This window comes from Limnohabitans sp. TS-CS-82 (assembly GCF_002943475.1).
The window spans coordinates 84,668-102,567 of the sequence record NZ_PTQX01000014.1; the positions used below are offsets into that span (position 1 = coordinate 84,668).

At 59.2% G+C, this 17,900-nt stretch carries 15 protein-coding genes; 11 read left to right on the plus strand and 4 right to left on the minus strand.

Going from position 1 to position 17,900, the window contains the following annotated elements:
- The first annotated feature begins 6 nt into the window (after window positions 1-6).
- The 10 genes from C5F52_RS22820 (at window position 7) to C5F52_RS22865 (ending at window position 10,296) form a co-directional block, all read left to right on the plus strand.
- On the plus strand, window positions 7-2,181 hold the full coding sequence (locus C5F52_RS22820) for a xanthine dehydrogenase family protein molybdopterin-binding subunit (RefSeq protein ID WP_104800655.1): 2,175 nt from the start codon (window positions 7-9) through the stop codon (window positions 2,179-2,181).
- Window positions 2,178-3,158, plus strand: a complete 981-nt coding sequence (locus C5F52_RS22825) for a dihydrodipicolinate synthase family protein (RefSeq protein ID WP_104800656.1) — start codon at window positions 2,178-2,180, stop codon at window positions 3,156-3,158. Before C5F52_RS22820 ends, C5F52_RS22825 begins: the two co-directional genes overlap by 4 nt.
- Before the next feature lies 1 nt (window position 3,159).
- Window positions 3,160-3,657, plus strand: coding sequence for a (2Fe-2S)-binding protein (locus C5F52_RS22830; RefSeq protein WP_104800657.1), 498 nt, complete (start codon window positions 3,160-3,162; stop codon window positions 3,655-3,657).
- Entirely contained in the window at window positions 3,654-5,078 is a 1,425-nt protein-coding gene (locus tag C5F52_RS30445) for an FAD binding domain-containing protein (protein WP_161499754.1), read from the plus strand. Before C5F52_RS22830 ends, C5F52_RS30445 begins: the two co-directional genes overlap by 4 nt.
- Window positions 5,079-5,084: 6 nt before the next feature.
- Window positions 5,085-5,687 carry a 3-hydroxyanthranilate 3,4-dioxygenase gene (locus C5F52_RS22840; RefSeq protein ID WP_104800658.1) on the plus strand — a complete coding sequence of 201 codons (603 nt, stop codon included), beginning with the start codon at window positions 5,085-5,087 and terminating at the stop codon, window positions 5,685-5,687.
- Window positions 5,688-5,716: 29 nt separating this feature from the next.
- Window positions 5,717-6,892: an ABC transporter substrate-binding protein gene (locus tag C5F52_RS22845; protein ID WP_104800659.1), complete on the plus strand. Its 1,176-nt coding sequence runs from the start codon at window positions 5,717-5,719 to the stop codon at window positions 6,890-6,892.
- 66 nt (window positions 6,893-6,958) lie between these two features.
- A complete protein-coding gene (locus C5F52_RS22850; RefSeq protein ID WP_104800660.1) occupies window positions 6,959-7,885 on the plus strand; it encodes a branched-chain amino acid ABC transporter permease in 927 nt (308 codons plus the stop codon).
- Window positions 7,882-8,829 (plus strand): branched-chain amino acid ABC transporter permease, encoded by a 948-nt coding sequence (locus C5F52_RS22855; RefSeq protein WP_104800661.1) that lies wholly within the window; start codon window positions 7,882-7,884, stop codon window positions 8,827-8,829. The genes C5F52_RS22850 and C5F52_RS22855 overlap by 4 nt, the downstream gene beginning before the upstream one ends.
- A 1-nt stretch (window position 8,830) precedes the next feature.
- Window positions 8,831-9,586 (plus strand): ABC transporter ATP-binding protein, encoded by a 756-nt coding sequence (locus tag C5F52_RS22860; protein WP_104800662.1) that lies wholly within the window; start codon window positions 8,831-8,833, stop codon window positions 9,584-9,586.
- Window positions 9,583-10,296 (plus strand): ABC transporter ATP-binding protein, encoded by a 714-nt coding sequence (locus C5F52_RS22865; RefSeq protein ID WP_104800663.1) that lies wholly within the window; start codon window positions 9,583-9,585, stop codon window positions 10,294-10,296. Before C5F52_RS22860 ends, C5F52_RS22865 begins: the two co-directional genes overlap by 4 nt.
- Window position 10,297: 1 nt before the next feature.
- On the opposite strand, the gene C5F52_RS22870 is transcribed toward C5F52_RS22865, so the two are convergent.
- From C5F52_RS22870 to C5F52_RS22880, 3 genes are read right to left on the minus strand one after another with little or no spacing between them, the layout of a single operon-like run.
- Window positions 10,298-11,098 carry an aspartate dehydrogenase gene (locus C5F52_RS22870; RefSeq protein ID WP_104800664.1) on the minus strand — a complete coding sequence of 267 codons (801 nt, stop codon included), beginning with the start codon at window positions 11,096-11,098 and terminating at the stop codon, window positions 10,298-10,300.
- Entirely contained in the window at window positions 11,095-14,001 is a 2,907-nt protein-coding gene (gene fdhF / locus C5F52_RS22875; RefSeq protein ID WP_104800665.1) for a formate dehydrogenase subunit alpha, read from the minus strand. The genes C5F52_RS22870 and fdhF overlap by 4 nt, the downstream gene beginning before the upstream one ends.
- Window positions 14,002-15,726, minus strand: a complete 1,725-nt coding sequence (locus C5F52_RS22880; RefSeq protein WP_236657980.1) for an NADH-ubiquinone oxidoreductase-F iron-sulfur binding region domain-containing protein — start codon at window positions 15,724-15,726, stop codon at window positions 14,002-14,004.
- 96 nt (window positions 15,727-15,822) lie between these two features.
- Between C5F52_RS22880 and C5F52_RS22885 the strand changes: the two genes are divergently transcribed.
- Window positions 15,823-16,554: a class I SAM-dependent methyltransferase gene (locus C5F52_RS22885; protein ID WP_236657981.1), complete on the plus strand. Its 732-nt coding sequence runs from the start codon at window positions 15,823-15,825 to the stop codon at window positions 16,552-16,554.
- Here the strand turns inward: C5F52_RS22885 and C5F52_RS22890 are convergent.
- Window positions 16,538-17,839, minus strand: a complete 1,302-nt coding sequence (locus tag C5F52_RS22890; RefSeq protein ID WP_104800668.1) for a hemolysin family protein — start codon at window positions 17,837-17,839, stop codon at window positions 16,538-16,540. The genes C5F52_RS22885 and C5F52_RS22890 overlap by 17 nt on opposite strands.
- Between the last annotated feature and the right edge of the window lie 61 nt (window positions 17,840-17,900).

A 17,900-nucleotide genomic window follows, 5' to 3' on the forward strand; every position in this document is an offset into this window, starting at 1 on the left:
CCAGCTGTGACTCACTTCAACCCCACTTCCCCCATTGGCAACGCGGCAGCTTTGCACGCGCCCCAAGCCAAACCGCTGCGCCGCGAAGACAGTGCTTTGCTGCGCGGTGCGGGCTGCTTTGGGCAAGACGTGGTGATTCCCAATGCTTGCCACATTGCCTTTGTGCGCAGCCCGCAAGCGCATGCGCAGTTGCTGGGCATCCAGACCGATGCGGCCATGCAAATCGACGGGGTGTTGGCGGTACTGACCAGCACCGAGCTGGGACAGCACAGCCTGCCCGCACACAACCCGTTGCTACACGTGGTGCAAGACACCACGTTTCCTTTGCTCGCGCATGACCATGTGGCCTATGTAGGGCAACCTGTGGCGGTGGTGGTCGCCACCAGCCGCGCCATCGCCCGTGAAGCCGCAGGCGCAGTCGCGCTGTCACTGCACACCCTGCCACCCAGCAACGACTTCGCATCCACCGACGCCACCACACGCACTCAACACAACAGCGGCCAAATGCCGACGGGCAGCACGCATGTGGTGCAGGCGCACATCCAGTCACCACGCGTCAGCGCCATGCCCATGGAGCCACGTGCCTGCAGTGCCATGCTGCATGGCATCGACTCGGATGTGGATGTGAAAAGCCCACACCACATCACCGTGTGGCTGGGCACGCAAACCCCCTCCCGTGCGCAAGCCGACTTGGCAAGGGTGCTGCAAATACCGACCGAGCAAGTGCTGCTCATCAGCCCCGATGTGGGGGGTGCGTTTGGCGCCAAAGCCTCGGTCAGTCCGGAAGACTTGCTGACAGCCCTCACCGCACAACACATGCAATGTCACGTGCAATGGGTGGCCAGCCGCTCAGACGACTTTGTGGCGGGCATGCAAGGCCGTGGCTCAGTGCTGCAAGGCCGCTTGCACGTCAACGCCGAAGGCATGCTGGAAGGCTTGTGGGCACGGCTGCACTTCACGCTGGGCGCATGGCTGCCGTTTTCTGCCGTGGTACCGCTGCGCAACGCTGCGCGCATCTTGCCTGGGCCTTATGCGCTCAAGCACCTCGACATTGAAGGCATGGCCACGCGCGCGCATGCTGCGCCGGTCAATATCTACCGAGGCGCAGGTCGCCCCGAAGCCGCCTTGCTGATGGAAACCTTGATCGAACAAGCCGCGCGTCAATGCCAAATCGATCCGGTGGACTTGCGTTTGCGCAACCTCATTGCCGCCCAAGACATGCCCTACACCACGCCCACGGGCGAAGTGTTGGACTCTGGCGATTACGCCTTGGCACTCCACACAGCCTGCGAACAATTTGGCTACCACGCCGCACGCGTTGAACAATCTGAACGCCGCCGCAAAGGCGAACTGGTGGGCATTGGCATGGCGCTGTATGTGGAGCCCTGCGGTCAAGGGTGGGAATCGGCACGCGTGACTTGGCATGAGAACGGCCACGTCACCGTGGCCAGCGGTGCACCTGCGCAAGGCCAAGGCCACGTCACCACCTTTGCACAACTGGCTGCCGACATCTTGGGTTGCGAAGCCTCAGACGTGGACGTGCACATGGGCAACACAGCCCTATGCCCAGCAGGCACCGGTGCGCTGGCCAGCCGCAGCATTGCCATTGGGGGCAGTGCCATCGTGCAAGCGTGTCGTGCTGTGCTGGCTCGCCGCGAACGTGGCGAAGCGCTGCCGATCACCGCCGAAGAAAAATTCACATCCAACGAAGCATGGAGCTACGGCTGCGTGATCGCGCAAATGCGCATCGACATCGACACCGGCACCCCCACCATCGAACGCATCACTTGGGTCGATGACGCGGGCCATGTGCTGCAACCCCAGTTGGTCCACGGCCAATTGATAGGCGGTGCGGCACAAGGTTTGGGTCAAGCCATGCTGGAGCGTTTGGTCTACGACGACCAAGGCCAACTCATCACCGGCTCGTTGATGGACTACGCCATCCCGCGCGCCGACAACATGCCCCCGATTGACATCAGCAGCATGCACACCCCCAGCCCCAACAACCTGTTGGGCGCCAAAGGTGTGGGTGAAGCGGGCTGCATTGGCGTGCCCGCTGCGTTGATGAATGCCGCGCGTGATGCGCTCTCGCCTTTGGGCGAATTCGATTTGCAACTCCCCCTCACGTCAGAACAACTCTGGCGTGTTTTGTCGACCCATTTTGAAAAGGAAACCCCGTGAAATACAAAAAGTCAGAAGCCAAAGAATACGCACGCGAACACATGGTGGGCGTTTGGGCAGCCAACCTCACCCCCTTCAACGACGCCTTGCAGCTCGACGAAAAAGCCTACCGTGACAACCTGAACCACTGGGTCAACGACTTGAAGCTGGGTGGCTTGTTCATCGCAGGCAAACAGGCTGAGTTTTTCTCGATGTCTATCGCCGAGCGCAAGCGCTTGATCGACCTGTCAGTCGAAGTCGCCAGCGATGCGGGCAATCGCAACGGTGCAGGCGCATGCGGCATCGTCACCTCGTGCTCAGACACCAACCTCGATGTGGTGTTGGAGCTGGCCGAACACTCCAAAAACGTGGGTGCCGACTACGTGATCGTGCACAGCCCCGTGCTGCACTTTGGCGCCGACACCGACGAGACGATTTACGAGTACTACCGCTACTTGTCCGAAAAAGTTGACCTCGGCTTGGCCATGTGGAACCACCCCGACTGCGGCTACGTGATGAGCCCCGAGCTGTGCGCCCGCATTGCCGAGTTGCCCAACGTCGTGGCCATCAAGTACAGCACCGACCGCGCCAAATACGCGCGTCTGACCGAGATGGTGGGCGACAAAATTCACGTCAGCAACCCCGATGAGCCGGATTGGTTAGAGAACATCATCGAACTCGGTTGGAAGCTCTACCTCTGCTCCACGCCACCCTTCTTGTTGCAATCCAAGGTGGACCAGCGCATGAACGAATACACCCAACTGGCCTTTGCAGGCAAGTTTGAAGAAGCCCGCAAAGTGCGTGACAGCTTGGACCCTGTGCGCGAAGCCATCAAACACAGCAAGCCCAAAGGCAAGCCGCAAGCGCACGGCAAATACTGGCAAGAGCTGCTCGGACAACACGGTGGTCCGGTGCGTCGCCCATTGCTGCAATTGACCGAAGCCGAACGCGAAGCCACACGCCAAGCGTTTGCGCAATGCGGCTTGCGCACGGCCTGACATGAACGCACCGCTGCAACTGCACGTCAACGGCCAAGCGATGCGCTTGGACGTGGCGCCATCGCGTTTGCTGTTGGAGGTGTTGCGCGAAGAGTGCCAACTCACCGGCACACACCAAGGCTGCGACACCGCACAGTGCGGTGCTTGCACCGTGCTGGTCGACGGTGCAGCCGTGAAATCGTGCAACCGCTTGGCCGTGCAATGCAGCGGGCAACACATCACCACCATTGAAGGTGTGGCCCCCAACGCGTCTGAATTGCATGTGATGCAGCAATGCTTCAGCAAGCACCATGCGTTGCAATGCGGTTTTTGCACACCGGGTTTGGTCATGCGCGCACTGGCCTTGGTGCATGAAGCAGTGCCCGCCGAAGACCACGCTGTGCGCCATGCGCTGTCTGGCAACTTGTGCCGCTGCACGGGCTATGAAGGCATTGTCAAAGCCGTGTGCGAAGGCCTGACTTTGCTGCGCACACCACCATCGGGTACCACTGCGCCATGAAACACACCGGCTACCTTCGCCCCCAAAGCTTGGCCCAAGCGCAAGCCATGCTGGCGGCGCACCCAGATGCGCAAGCCTTGGCCGGTGGGCAAAGCCTGCTCGCGGCCATGAAGCTTGGCCTGTGCCAGCCCACGCATTGGGTGGACTTGCAAGACCTGCCTGAGCTGCAACACATCACACGTCACCCCGATCACTTGTGGATCGGTGCCATGGTCACGCACGAAGCGGTGGCCAACAGCGCTGACGTTCAAGCGTGGTGCCCCATGCTCGCGCACTTGGCGGGTGGCATTGCCGATCCGCAAATACGCCATGTGGGCACCTTGGGCGGCTCTCTCGCCAACAACGACCCTGCGGCCTGCTGGCCGGCCGGTGTGTTGGCCTGCGCAGCCACGGTGGTCACCACCCAACGCGAGATGGCAGCAGACGATTTTTTTGTCGGCTTGTTCGCCACCGCCTTGCAGCCGGGCGAGCTGATCTTGGGCCTGAAGTTTGCGCCTATCGCATCGGGCCACTACATCAAGTACGAACAACCCGCCTCGCGCTTTGCGTTAGTCGGCATCGCTGTCACACGCTCGGCACAACACACGGTGCGCGTGGCCGTGACGGGCTTGGGGCATGGCGTGACGCGCTGGCATGAAGCCGAAGACGCCCTCACAGCAAACTGGCGCGTGTCGGCCTTGGATGGTTTGTACATCTCTGACGCAGAGGCCATGAGCGATGTGCACGCCAGTGCCAGCTATCGCGCACATTTAACAGCCGTGCTGTGCCGTCGTGCGGTGGCGCATCAAACGGGTGAATCGCCCGCCATGCCACGCACCTCGCAACGCCGCGCTGCCCACCAAGCCACACAGCAAACACCCGGCGCCATCCCACCGGGCCACAGCTTGCATGGCGAACACACATTGAACGCGCGCTTGCTGCAGGTGTGGCAAGCGCTGCTGGACCCCGCCATCTTGCAAATGAGCATTCCGGGTTGCTCGGCCATGCAATTACTCAGCGCGAACCATTACCAAGCGACGGTCAAAGTCGGGTTGGGCCCGGTCTCGGCCAAGTTTGAAACCACGGTGCAACTGCATCCTGACATGGCGCCCACGCCAGGGTCTGCGCATGCGCAATGTGGTTTGGATGTGTCAGGTCAAGCCGGTGCTTTGGGCAGCGGTCGAGCGCAAGTGCATGTGCGCCTAGAGCAAGTCGGCTCACAAACACGTTTGACATGGTCTGCGCAACCGCAGCTGCAAGGCACCTTGGCACAGCTCGGCAACCGTTTGGTACAAGCCAGTGCACAGCGTTTGAGTGAACAGTTTTTTGAACGTTTTGCACAGGCCTTATCGGGTGAATCACCGAGGGCTGGCGCTTGGTTTTTCTTATATGCTTTGTCTCAACCGTTGCGCCGCTGGTGGCAACATTTTTTCAGGAAATAAAGTCCGATGACTTCTTCTCACGATGTACCACGCCACGACCATTACAGCGCGCCGCTGAACTTTCAACGCTGGACCGATGACCACGCCCATTTGCTCAAACCCCCCGTGGGCAATCAGCAAATTTGGAAGAACTCCGATTTGATTTGCACCGTCGTGGGCGGCCCCAACCAACGCACCGACTTTCACGTCGATCCGTTCGAAGAATATTTCCACCAATTCAAAGGCAACGCATCGCTGCTGATTGCCGATCGCGGCAAGTTTGAGCGCGTGCACTTGCGCGAAGGCGATGTGTTTTTGTTGCCCGCTTTTGTGCGCCACTCACCCCAACGCCCCGAAGCTGGGAGCATGTGCACCGTGATCGAACGCACCCGCCCCTTAGGCGAGATGGATGCCTTCGAGTGGTACTGCGCCGAATGCGGTCACATGGTGGCCCGCCGCGAGCTGCAACTGCAAAGCATCGTGGAAGACTTGCCCAAAGCCTTTGCCTCGTTTTACGACACCACCGACACCCAACGAACCTGCCCACATTGCGGAACGGTTCATGCTGGCAGAGACTGGCAAACTTGGCACCAACGTTGCGCACATAATTTCCCCAACACGGCCTTTTGATTTTTTGAACCACACCGGAGACTCAGCTCATGCAACAACGCACCCTCAAAGCCATTTGCGCAGCAGCCATTGCCACCTGCGCATTGGCCACCACATCGGCCTCTGCCCAAGTGAAGATTGGTTTCATGTCCACCCTGTCGGGTCCTGCAGCCGCCTTGGGTCAAGACATGTACGACGGTTTCATGTTGGGGGTGGAGCATGCAGGCGGCAAGCTGGGCGGTGCAGCCATTGAAGTGCTCAAAGAAGACGACCAACTCAAGCCTGAACTGGGCGTGCAAATCGTCAGCAAGTTCATCGAACGCGACAAGGTCGACATCGTCACCGGCGTGACCTTCTCTAACGTGATGATGGCCGTGGCCAAGCCCTTGGCCGATGGCAAAGCAGTGTTCGTGGGCTCCAACGCAGGCCCAGCGCCCTTGGCCGGTGCGCAGTGCAATGCCAACTTCTTCTTCACGTCATGGCAAAACGACATGCAAGCTGAAGTGGTGGGCAAGTACGCCACCGACAAAGGCTACAAAAACGTCTACATCATGGCGCCCAACTACCAGTCGGGCAAAGACAACGTGGCAGGCTTCAAGCGCTACTTCAAAGGTGGTGTGGCAGGCGAGGTGTACACCACGGTGAACCAACCCGACTACTCCGCCGAAATTGCCCAAATGCAAGCGGCCAAGCCTGACGCCTTGTTTGTGTTTTACCCAGGCGGCATGGGCGTCAACTTTGTGAAGCAAATGCGCCAAGCCGGTTTGCTGGGCCAAATTCCTTTGCTGTCGGTGTCCACCACCGATGGCTCGACGCTTCCTGCGCTGAAAGACACCGCACTCGGCGTGATATCGGGCACTTTCTGGGGGCCTGACTTCAACAATGCGGCGAGCAAAAAGTTTGTGGCCGACTTCGAGAAAAAGTACAACCGCATTCCTTCGCAATACGCCGCTCAGTCGTACGACTCAGCGTTGTTGATCGACAGCGCCTTGAAGAAAACCGGTGGCAAGGCCAGCGACAAAGCGGCGTTAACAGCCGCCTTGCGCGCAGCCGACTTCAAGTCGGTGCGTGGCAATTTCCGTTTCAACAAGAACGGCTTCCCCATCCAAGACATGCACGTGTTTGAAGTGGCCAAGGATGCGCAAGGCCGTGTGTCGCTCAAAACGGCCTCCACGCCACTCAAAGACTTGGCTGATCCTTATGTGAAAGATTGCCCGCTCAAATAAGCACCGTCTTGTCACACACACCGGGGTTGGCTTTGAGGCAAACCCCGGTTCTTTTTTAAAGATCGCATGAGTTTCAATTTGCTATTGGCACAGAGCCTCAACGGGCTGCAATTTGGTGTGCTGTTGTTTTTGATGGCGGCGGGGCTGACCTTGGTCTTCGGGATCATGAGCTTCATCAACCTCGCCCATGGCGCGCTCTATATGTTTGGCGCTTACTTTGCCGCTTTGGTGTTTGCGGCCTCGGGCTCGTTCGTGCTGGCCTTGTTGGCGGCAGCGGTGGGCGTGTTTGTATTGGCTGCGCTGCTCGATGCGGGTGGTTTGGCTGTGCTGCACAAACGGGATCACCTCGACCAAGTGCTGGCCACCTTTGGCATTGTGTTGTTCAGCAACGAGTTTGTGCGCTGGGCTTGGGGCAATTCACCGCTATTCATGGACACGCCCGAGGCGCTGTCGAACTCGGTGCAAATTTTTGGGTTCAACTACCCCGCTTACCGCTTCGCCATCATCGGCGTGGGCCTCGCCGTGGCTGTGGGTTTGTATGCGCTGATTGAGCGCACCCGCATTGGCATGCTGATTCGTGCGGGCGCGAGCAATCGCGAGATGGTGTCTGCGCTGGGCGTGAACATTGGTTGGCTCAACCGTTTTGTGTTTGCCTTGGGCGCAGGCTTGGCCGGTTTGGCAGGCGCCATGGTGGGGCCTATTTTGTCCATTCAGCCAGGCATGGGCGAGCCGATTTTGGTGTTGACCTTGGTGGTCATCGTGATTGGTGGCATTGGCTCGATTCGCGGCGCATTCTTAGGCGCCTTGGTCGTGGGCGTGGTCGACACACTGGGCCGCGTGCTGCTGCCGATTTGGCTGCGTGAATTGTTTGACGCCTCGGTGGCCAACGCCGCAGGCCCTGCCTTGGCGTCCATGCTGGTGTATTTGTTGATGGTCTTGGTGTTGGCGTTCAAACCCGATGGCCTGTTTCCTGTGAAGGCACGTCAACAATGAGCACCCCACAAGCATCCTCACGCACCAGCTTGCGTACCGCATTGGCTGGCCTGCTCATCACCGCCTTGGCCGCCGTGCCGGTGTACGCGTGGTTCACGCAAGACGTGTACGCCCTCACCTTGTTTGGCCGCATTTTGGCCTTTGGTTTGGCTGCGCTGGGCTTAAATTTGGCGCTGGGTTTTGGCGGCATGGTGAGCTTGGGCCATGCCATGTACATCGGCTTGGGCGCCTATGCCGTCGGTATTTTGTCGAGCTTGGGGTTGCACTCTGGTTGGCTGCACATGGCCACCGCGGTGTTGGTGACGGTGGTGATTGCCGCACCTTTGGGCTGGGTGGCGCTGCGCACACAAGGCATTGCGTTCATCATGATCACGTTGGCTTTTGCTCAGCTGTTTTATTACGTCTTCGTCAGTCTCAAAGCCTTTGGTGGCGACGACGGCATCAGCCTGCAACAACTCAGCGATTTCGATTTCTTAACTGGCAACAAATTTGCCATGTATGTGTCGCTGCTCATCACCGTGCTGTTGGCGTTGTGGGTGTTGCAACATGTGGTGGCCTCGCGCTTTGGGTTGGTATTGCGCGCCACCAAAGCCAATGATCGGCGTGTGCAAGCCTTGGGTGCACGCAGCCTGCCCTATCGCATCACAGCCTATGTGATCTCGGCGGTGTTGTGCGCGTTGGCAGGCTTTTTCTTGGCCAACCTCACGGGCTTTGTGTCGCCCGCCATGATGACCTGGGCGGTCTCGGGCGAGCTGATTGTGATGGTGCTCTTGGGTGGCATGGGCAGCGTGTTTGGTCCCTTGGTAGGCGCCTTTGCGCTGCTGCTGACCGAAGAAGGTTTGAAACTGCTGACCGAGCGCTGGCCCATGATCTTGGGCCCGCTGATCGTGTTGATCGTGATTTACCTCAAGCGCGGGCTCTGGGGCCTGCTGGAGGAGCGTTGAGATGAGCAGCTTGTTAGAAGTACGCGGCTTGGTGAAAAACTACGGCGGTCTGCGCGTGACCGACCATGTGAACATCAGCCTGCAAGCCGGACACATCCACGCGCTGATTGGCCCCAACGGCGCGGGCAAGACCACCCTGGTGAACCAAATCGTAGGCGAAGTGCGCAGCGATGCAGGGCAAATTTTTCTCAAAGGCCAAGACATCACGCATTGGTCGGTGGCCAAGCGCGCGCGCGCAGGCTTGGGTCGTTCGTACCAAATCAACTCGGTCATTCCTGAGTTCACCGCTTTAGAAAATGTGTTGCTGGCCGTGCAAACCGCACAAGGCCACAACTTTCATTTTTGGCAAGCCGCCACCGCGCAACGTGAATTGGTCGAACGCAGCGACGCCGTGTTGGACCTGCTGGGCTTGCTGGCCGTGCGCCAACAGCGCGTGCGCAATTTGTCTTACGGTCAGCAACGCCAAATTGAATTGGCCATGGCGGTGGCCTCACAGCCTGATGTGCTCTTGCTGGATGAACCCATGGCGGGCTTAGGCCCGGCTGAAACGCAACACATGATTGATGTGCTGCAAGGCCTGCGCCAGCGGTTTGCCATTTTGTTGATCGAACACGACATGCATGCCGTGTTCTCGCTGGCTGATGAGGTGAGCGTGCTGGTCTACGGCCAAGTGGTGCTGTGCGACACGCCCGATGCCGTGCGCACCAGCGACATCGTGCGTGAAGCCTATTTGGGCGATGAGGAACTGAGCGCATGAGCACGCCGCTGTTAGAAATTCGACAAGCCACCAACGGCTATGGCGCCAGCCAAGTGTTGTTTGGCATGACCCTCTCCGTTCAAGCTGGCCAATGTGTGAGCTTGCAAGGCCGCAATGGCATGGGCAAGACCACCACCCTCAAAAGCATCATGGGCTTGTTGCCGCTGTGGCAAGGCGAGGTGTTGTGGCAAGGACAAGCCATTCACACATGGGCCCCCCATCGCGTGGCACAACTGGGCGTTGGCTTGGTGCCTGAGGGGCGGCAAATTTTTCCTAACCTTACCGTGTGGGAAAACTTGGTGGCCACCGCGCGGCCTGCGCGTGCAGGCAGCAAGGCCTGGAACTTAGAACGCGTGTACGCCTTCTTTCCGCGCTTGGCCGAGCGTCAAAACAACTTTGGCAACCAGCTCTCGGGTGGCGAACAGCAAATGCTGGCCATTGGCCGCGCCTTGATGACCAACCCGCAACTGCTGATCTTGGACGAAGCCACCGAAGGCTTGTCGCCCTTGATTCGCGAAGAGATTTGGGCGGCCTTGAACGTGCTGCGCAGCGAGGGTTTGTCGATCTTGGTCACCGACAAAAACATGCAGCAACTGCTCACCCTGTGCGACACCCACTATGTGATGGAAAAAGGCCGCTGCGTGTGGTCTGGCGACTCCGCCGCGTTCCGTGCGGATGCCAGCGTGCGTGAGCGTTATTTGGCGGTTTAACTTAGCCAAACACCACCGGCGCAAAGTAGCGCTCCACCGTCGCCAACAAACTCAAACCCACCACCCATGATGTTTTGGGGTTGTCCGGTGACGGACGGTTGGTGATGTCGGCATGCATCTCACCAAACGCGCCTGTGGCGTGTACAAGGTGTGTGTTGCCCTTGGCTTGGGGGTCGACCACGATGCGCACTTGCGTACGTTCAAAGCCCGTACCCGCCAAAGCCAAACTGGCGGCCACGTTCAAGTTTTGGGGATAGCGCAATGCCGCTTCACGCGCATGGCCATCAAACAACACCACGTCCTCCGTCAACGGCTGCGCAATGCCTAAACGTTGCAACTCGTCGGCCCATGCCGATGGCGGTTTGCGAGATTCATAGACCACCTGTGTGTCGGGCAAATCGCGCACGGCACGGATGTAGTCCAACGCACCGATGGCGCCGCTGGGGAAAATCAACTTCGCCCCGCCCTGCTCGGCAGCTTGGCAGAGCTGATTGAAAAACGCTTCGTCGGCCATGGCCCCCACCGACACCGCGACAAACGACAGACCTGCAGCCAAACAAGCGTGCGCATAGCTGTGCACAGCATGGTGGCCAGCCGCTTCCACCACCAAGTCGGGTTTGAATTGCAGCACCTCGTCCATGCTGAACAAGCCGGTCACGCCAGCAGGTAATTTGCTGAGCGAGGGAGAACCGGCGCGCAACAAAACAGCCAACACACAATCAGGCCCGTGCTTATCGCGCAAGCGGCCAATCAACTCTGCAGCGATGGCGCCATAACCGATGATGACTAAACGAGCTTTCATGAGGATGCGTCCGTGTGTAAGGCGCGGTTGAGGCCAAAGCCTGTGCCGTCGGGCACTACGCCCCCAGCATGCACAGCCACCGCGCAATATTTGAATTCAGGTATTTTGCCAAATGGATCGAGCGCTGCATTGGTCATCAAGTTGGCCGCAGCTTCGTAATACGCAAAGGGCACAAACACCGCGCCAGCAGGTGTGCCGTCATCGCGTCGCACATGCAAGCTCACTTGGCCACGGCGCGAGGCAATCGTCATCACATCGCCCGCATGCAACCCCAAGCGCGTGAGATCAGCACCACACATGGAGGCGGTGGCCATCGGCTCAATCGCGTCAAGCACGGTGGCGCGACGCGTCATGCTGCCTGTGTGCCAATGCTCCAACTGCCGCCCCGTGATCAATACAAATGGGTACGCAGCATCAGGTCGCTCGTTGGCGGGAATGATGTCGGCGGGCACCAAGTGCACACGGCCGTCGTCGGTGTCGAAGTGGTGTTTGAACACCGTCGGCTCACCCGGATCGTCGGCTGTCAAGCACGGGTAGGTCACGCTGGACTCGCGCTGCAAGCGCTCCCACGTGATGCCGCTGATGCTGGCGTGCATGGCTTGGCGCATTTCTTCGTACACGGCTGCAACGCCGCTGTGCGCACCTTCGTAGTGCCAATGCAAGCCCATGCCTTTGGCCATTTGCTGGATGATCCACAAATCGGGTTGGGCTTGGCCCGGTGGCTCAATCGCTTGCTGACCCAGTTGCACCATGCGATCGGTGTTGCTGACCGTGCCGGTTTTCTCAGGCCAGGCGGTGGCGGGCAGCACCACATCGGCCAGCCAAGCGGTCTCGGTCATGAAAATGTCTTGCACCACCAAATGGTCCAGCGAGGCCAAGGCATGACGGGCGTGGTTCAAGTCGGGGTCGCTCATGGCGGGGTTCTCGCCCATGATGTACATGCCGCGCACCTTGTGCGGATCGCTGTCATCGGCCAAGGCTTTGTGCATGATTTCGACCACGGTGTAACCGGGCTGGTCATCCAGCGGCGTGTCCCAAAACTTTTCAAACCAATCGTGCGCAGCTGAGTTCGTCACGCGCTGGTAGTTGGGGTACATCATGGGAATGAGGCCTGCATCACTGGCCCCTTGCACGTTGTTCTGCCCACGCAAGGGGTGCAAGCCTGAGCCAGGTTTACCGATCTGGCCCGTCACGCTGACCAAGGCAATCAAGCAACGCGCGTTGTCGGTGCCATGAATGTGCTGACTCACGCCCATGCCCCACAACACCATGGCGCTCTTGGTGGTAGCAAATTCGCGGGCCACCTCGCGCAGGGTTTCGGCGGGCACGCCACAAATGGGCGCCATCGCTTCGGGGCTGTAGCCTTTGACGTTTTCTTTCAAGGCTTCAAAGTTGTTGACGCGGTCACGGACGAACGCTTCGTTCACCAGCCCCTCGTCAATCACCGTGTGAATCAAGGCGTTGAGCATGGCCACATCGGTGTCGGGCTTGAACTGCAGCGTGCGCCACGCGTGTTTGCCAATGTCGGTCACACGCGGGTCGGCCAACACAATCTTGGCGCCACGTTTGGCCGCGTTCTTCATCCACGTCGCGGCCACGGGGTGGTTGGCGGTGGGGTTGGAGCCGATGACAAAAATCAGGCTGGCATGTTCGACATCGTTGACTTGGTTGCTCACTGCCGCAGAACCCACGCCTTCTAACAAAGCCGACACGCTGGAGGCGTGGCACAAGCGGGTGCAGTGGTCCACATTGTTCGAGCCAAAGCCTGTGCGTACCAATTTTTGAAACAGGTAAGCCTCTTCGTTGCTGCCTTTGGCTGAACCAAAACCGGCCAAGGCTTTTTTGCCATGCGTGTCGCGCAACTGCTTGAGTGAACCCGAAGCCAAAGCCAAGGCCTCGTCCCAAGTGGCTTCACGAAACACCTGCGACCAATCGGCCGCATGCGCGTTGAGCTGGCTCAAAGCGGCGGGATCTTTGCGCACACCCGCTTTGCGAATCAAGGGCACCGTCAAGCGCTGGGGATTGTGGATGTAGTCAAACCCAAAGCGGCCCTTCACACACAAGCGGTTGTGATTGGCCGGGCCGTCGCGCCCATCCACGCTGACGATTTTGTTGTCTTTCACGTTGTAAGTGAGCAAGCAGCCCACGCCGCAGAACGGACACACCGAGTCCACTTGTTTGTCGACCGCTTGCGAACCGACTTGTGTTTTAGGCATCAACGCGCCCGTGGGACACGCTTGCACACACTCCCCGCAAGCCACGCACGCGCTGTCGCCCATGGCATCGCCCAAATCAAACACGATCTGACTGTGCGCGCCACGGTTGGCATAACCGATCACATCGTTCATCTGCTCTTCACGACAAGCTCGCACACAGCGGTTGCACTGGATACACGCATCAAGGTTCACCGCCATCGCCGGATGCGACACGTCGCACGCCGGTTGCTCGCGACGCAGCGCACGCAAGGCAGGACGCACCGTCACTTTCAACCGAGAAGCCCAGTCGCTGAGTTCACCGTGCTGCCCCAAGTCCGCGGCGGCGGGGGATGCGCCCGGCGCATCATTCCATTTGTGCCCCACATCCGGCATGTCCGACAGCAACATCTCCAACACCATCTTCTGACTCTTCAGCGCACGGTCACTCACCAGAACTTCGAGCCCCGCCGTCGCCGTGCGACAGCAGCTGGGGGCCAAGGTGCGCTCGCCTTTGATTTCGACCACGCACGCACGGCAATTGCCATCGGAGCGAAGGCCGTCTTTGTGACACAGATGAGGAATGTCTACGCCGTGGCGCTGCGCAGCTTTGAGAATGCTCTCGCCCTCGTAGGCGTGCACCGTTTGGTCGTTGAGCTTGAACGCCACAGTGGCTGGCATCAGCGTTTGTTTGGAAATGGGCGCATTCATTCAAGCCACCTCGTGAGGGAAATACGTTTGCACGCAACGCACAGGATTGGGCGCTGCTTGTCCCAAACCACAGATCGACGCATCGGTCATGACTTGGTTGAGGTCTTCCAGCGTGGCGTTGTCCCACACCGGTGCTTGCATGAGCTGCGCGGCTTTGGCCGTGCCTACACGACACGGCGTGCATTGGCCGCAGCTCTCGTGCGCAAAGAAATTCATCATATTCAAAGCCGCATCGCGGGCAAGGTCGTGCTGGCTCAATACCATCACCGCCGCGGAGCCAATGAAACACCCATAGGGCTGCAAGGTGTCAAAGTCCAAGGGAATGTCGTTCATACGCGCAGGCAAGATGCCGCCTGACGCGCCGCCGGGCAAATAGGCGTACAAGGTGTGGCCATCCAACATGCCGCCGCAATGCTCGTCAATCAATTCTTGCAGGGTGATGCCCGCAGGCGCCAGCTTCACCCCGGGCTGTTTGACGCGCCCGCTCACACTGAAGCTGCGCAAGCCTTGGCGTCCGTTGCGCCCGAAACTGCTGAACCACGCGGGGCCTTTTTGCACGATGTCGCGCGCCCAGTAAAGCGTTTCAAAGTTGTGCTCTAAGGTGGGGCGACCAAACAAGCCCACTTGCGCGATGTAAGGCGGACGCATGCGCGGCTCGCCACGTTTGCCCTCAATGCTCTCGATCATGGCGGACTCTTCGCCACAGATGTAAGCCCCCGCACCGCGTCGCAGCACGAGGGTGGGCAAGGGGCAAGGTGGGTTGGCCTGCAACGCGGCCAACTCTTGCGTCAACAACGCACGACAGCCGTGGTACTCGTCACGCAAGTAGATGTAAACGGCGTCAATGCCCACCACATGTGCGGCGATCAGCAGCCCTTCCAAGAAGCGATGCGGGTCGCGCTCTAAATACGTGCGGTCTTTGAAGGTGCCAGGCTCGCCTTCGTCGATGTTGACCGCCATCAAACGCGGTGCCGCTTGCTCGCGCACGATGCGCCATTTGCGCCCTGCCGGAAAACCCGCACCGCCTAAGCCGCGCAAGCCCGACGCCTCCATCGCTTGCAGCACTTGTTCAGACGTGATGTGTGGCTGCGTGCCCTTGTCATCACCTTGGACCAGCGCCGTCAGCAAGTCGTAGCCCCCTTGCGCGCGGTACTCGGCCAACCGCAAGGCATCGGGCAAAGTCGCTTGTGTATGGCCAGCTTGCACAGCCGCCACGACGGACTCTGGCGTGGCATGGGTCACAGCGTTTTGATGCACCACGGCCACCGGTGCCTGTTCGCACCGCCCCACGCAAGGGGCAGCCACCACGCGCACATCGGCACGCCCCAGCAGGGTTGGCAATTTGGCCAACAACGCTTGAGCACCGGCCAATTCGCAACTCAAACCATCACACACACGCACCGTCAAACTGGGCACCGCTTCATCACCGCGAATGACCTCGAAGTGGTGGTAGAAGGTCGCCACTTCCAACACCTCGGCCTGCGGCAGATTCATCTCTGTGGCCAAAGCCACCAAATGGCGCGCGTGCAAACCGCGATAGGTGTCGTTGAGTTGGTGCAAATGTTCAATCAACAGATCGCGACGGTGTGGGGCTACGCCAACCAGCGCACGCACCTCTTGAAGCGACACCTCATCGGCTTGGCGCCCCTTGAGGTGACTGATGCGACGAAGCGTCTCGCGCATCTGATCGGCAGAGGCCAAGGGCTGTGTGTGGGAGGAAGTCATCGTGGGTTTAGGTGGTCTTAGTTGTAGTGGGCATTTTCTGGCGAAACGCCCCGTTCGTCTGTCGCGTTGGCTCTATCATTCTGACCTATGAAATTCATGACTTGGCCCGTCCCCGCCCTGCTCGCTTGGGGTTCATCGTGGCTCATCTTCAAAGCGTTGCAAACTGTCGGCCTGAGTGAAACGATTGCGTTGGTCACGGCCACATTTTGGGGTGGTTTTTTGAGTAAATTTGGCAGTACGACCATGCGCAAAGCCTTGATTGTGTTGGGCTTTCCACTGTCTATGCTGGTCTCATCTTCTACCTTGCACATGCCGCCTCTGGCGTGGCTGATGTTGCTGGGGTTGATTGTGTTGGTCTACCCCCGCAAAGCTTGGCGCGATGCCCCTTTGTTCCCGACCCCCAAAAAAGCGCTGAAACATTTGCCAGACCACATCACCCTGCTGGGCGGTGCGCGCATTTTGGATGCCGGTAGTGGCATGGGCGATGGCTTGATCGCTCTGCGCGACGCCTATCCACGCGCCGATTTGAATGGCCTAGAAATGAGCTGGCCGCTGCGCATATTGAGTGCCATGCGCTGCAGCTTTGCGCGCATTCGCCAAGGCGACATTTGGCTAGCCGATTGGCGCAGCTACGACTTGGTGTACTTATTTCAACGCCCAGAAAGCATGCCCAGAGCCGTTGAAAAAGCCGAAGCTGAAATGCGTCGTGGCGCGTGGCTGGTGAGCTTAGAGTTTGAAGCCCGAGAATTGGTGCCACATGCCGTGGTTTATGGCGCGGATGGTCGTCCGGTGTGGATGTACCAAGTGCCGTTCAAACGACGCGGGTGACCCACAGTTTGTCGATGCGACGACCGTCTAAATCGACCACTTCTAACATCCAATCACCGCACACCACACGCTCAGACACGGTCGGCAAATGCCCCGAAATGGCCATCACCAAACCCGCCACGGTGTTGTAAATGCCGCGGTCTTCATCAGGTAGATCGCGAATTTGCAACCGTGCTTTGAACTCACTCACAGGCATCAAACCATCGATCAACCAACTGCCATCAGGTCGCGGTGTGGCCCAAGCCTCGTCAGCAGAAGCGGCATGCAACAACTCACCCGTGATGGCCTCTAGCAAATCGCGCGGGGTTAACAAGCCTTGCACCACGCCGTACTCGTCCACCACCAACACCATGCGGCCATGCGCGGTGGCGCGCTCTGCCGGACGGCGAAATTGCTCTAACAAATCCAAACCACTCAAGGTTTCAGGCACAAACGAGACGGGCTGAGCCAAGCGGTCTACCGTCATGTCGGTGTTAGGCGGCAAGCGCAACAGTTGCGACACACTGATCGCGCCCACCACATCGTCTAGGCCCCCGCGACACACGGGGTACCAAGAGTGCGCACCTTCAGCGCCCACCTGCGCCAGCGCTTGAGGCACGGACGTTTTGGCGTCTAGCCACTCAATGTCCGAGCGGTGCACCATGATGGAGGTGAGTGTGCGTTCGTCGAGGTTGAACACGTTTTGCACCATTTGGTGCTCGTGTTGCTCGATCACCCCAGCATCCACACCCTCGACCAAACTGGCCGTGATTTCTTCTTCCGTCACCGTGCGTGCGCCGTGCACATCGATGCGCAAGAGCTTCAAAATACCGCCCGTGCTGGCCGACAAAAAATACACAAAGGGCTTGGCCACCGTGGCCAGCGCCAGCATCAGCGGTGCCGCCACGCGTGCCACCGCCTCTGGAAACAATTGACCAATGCGCTTGGGCACGAGTTCGCCAAACAAAATGGTGCTGAAGGTGATCAGCGTGACCACCAAGGCTGTCGCCAAGCCTTCGGCAAAGCGCTCGGCCACACCGTGATGCGCCAACCAAACAGACAAGCCATCGCTGAAAGCGGCCTCGCCCACAATGCCGTTGAACACGCCAATCGACGTGATGCCAATTTGCACGGTCGATAAAAACTGGGTGGGCTGCGCCATCAAGGCCAATGCTGCGCGTGCGCCGCTGTCACCCGCCTCGTCCAGCGCTGCCAACCGCGCCTTGCGGCTGGACGACAGCGCCATCTCCGACATGGCAAACACGCCATTGAGCAGCGTCAGAAAAACGATGAGAAGAACATCCATGCGCAGCACTACAAGATTAAAAAATTAAAAAACACATCCACCATGGCACTTTACTTGATTG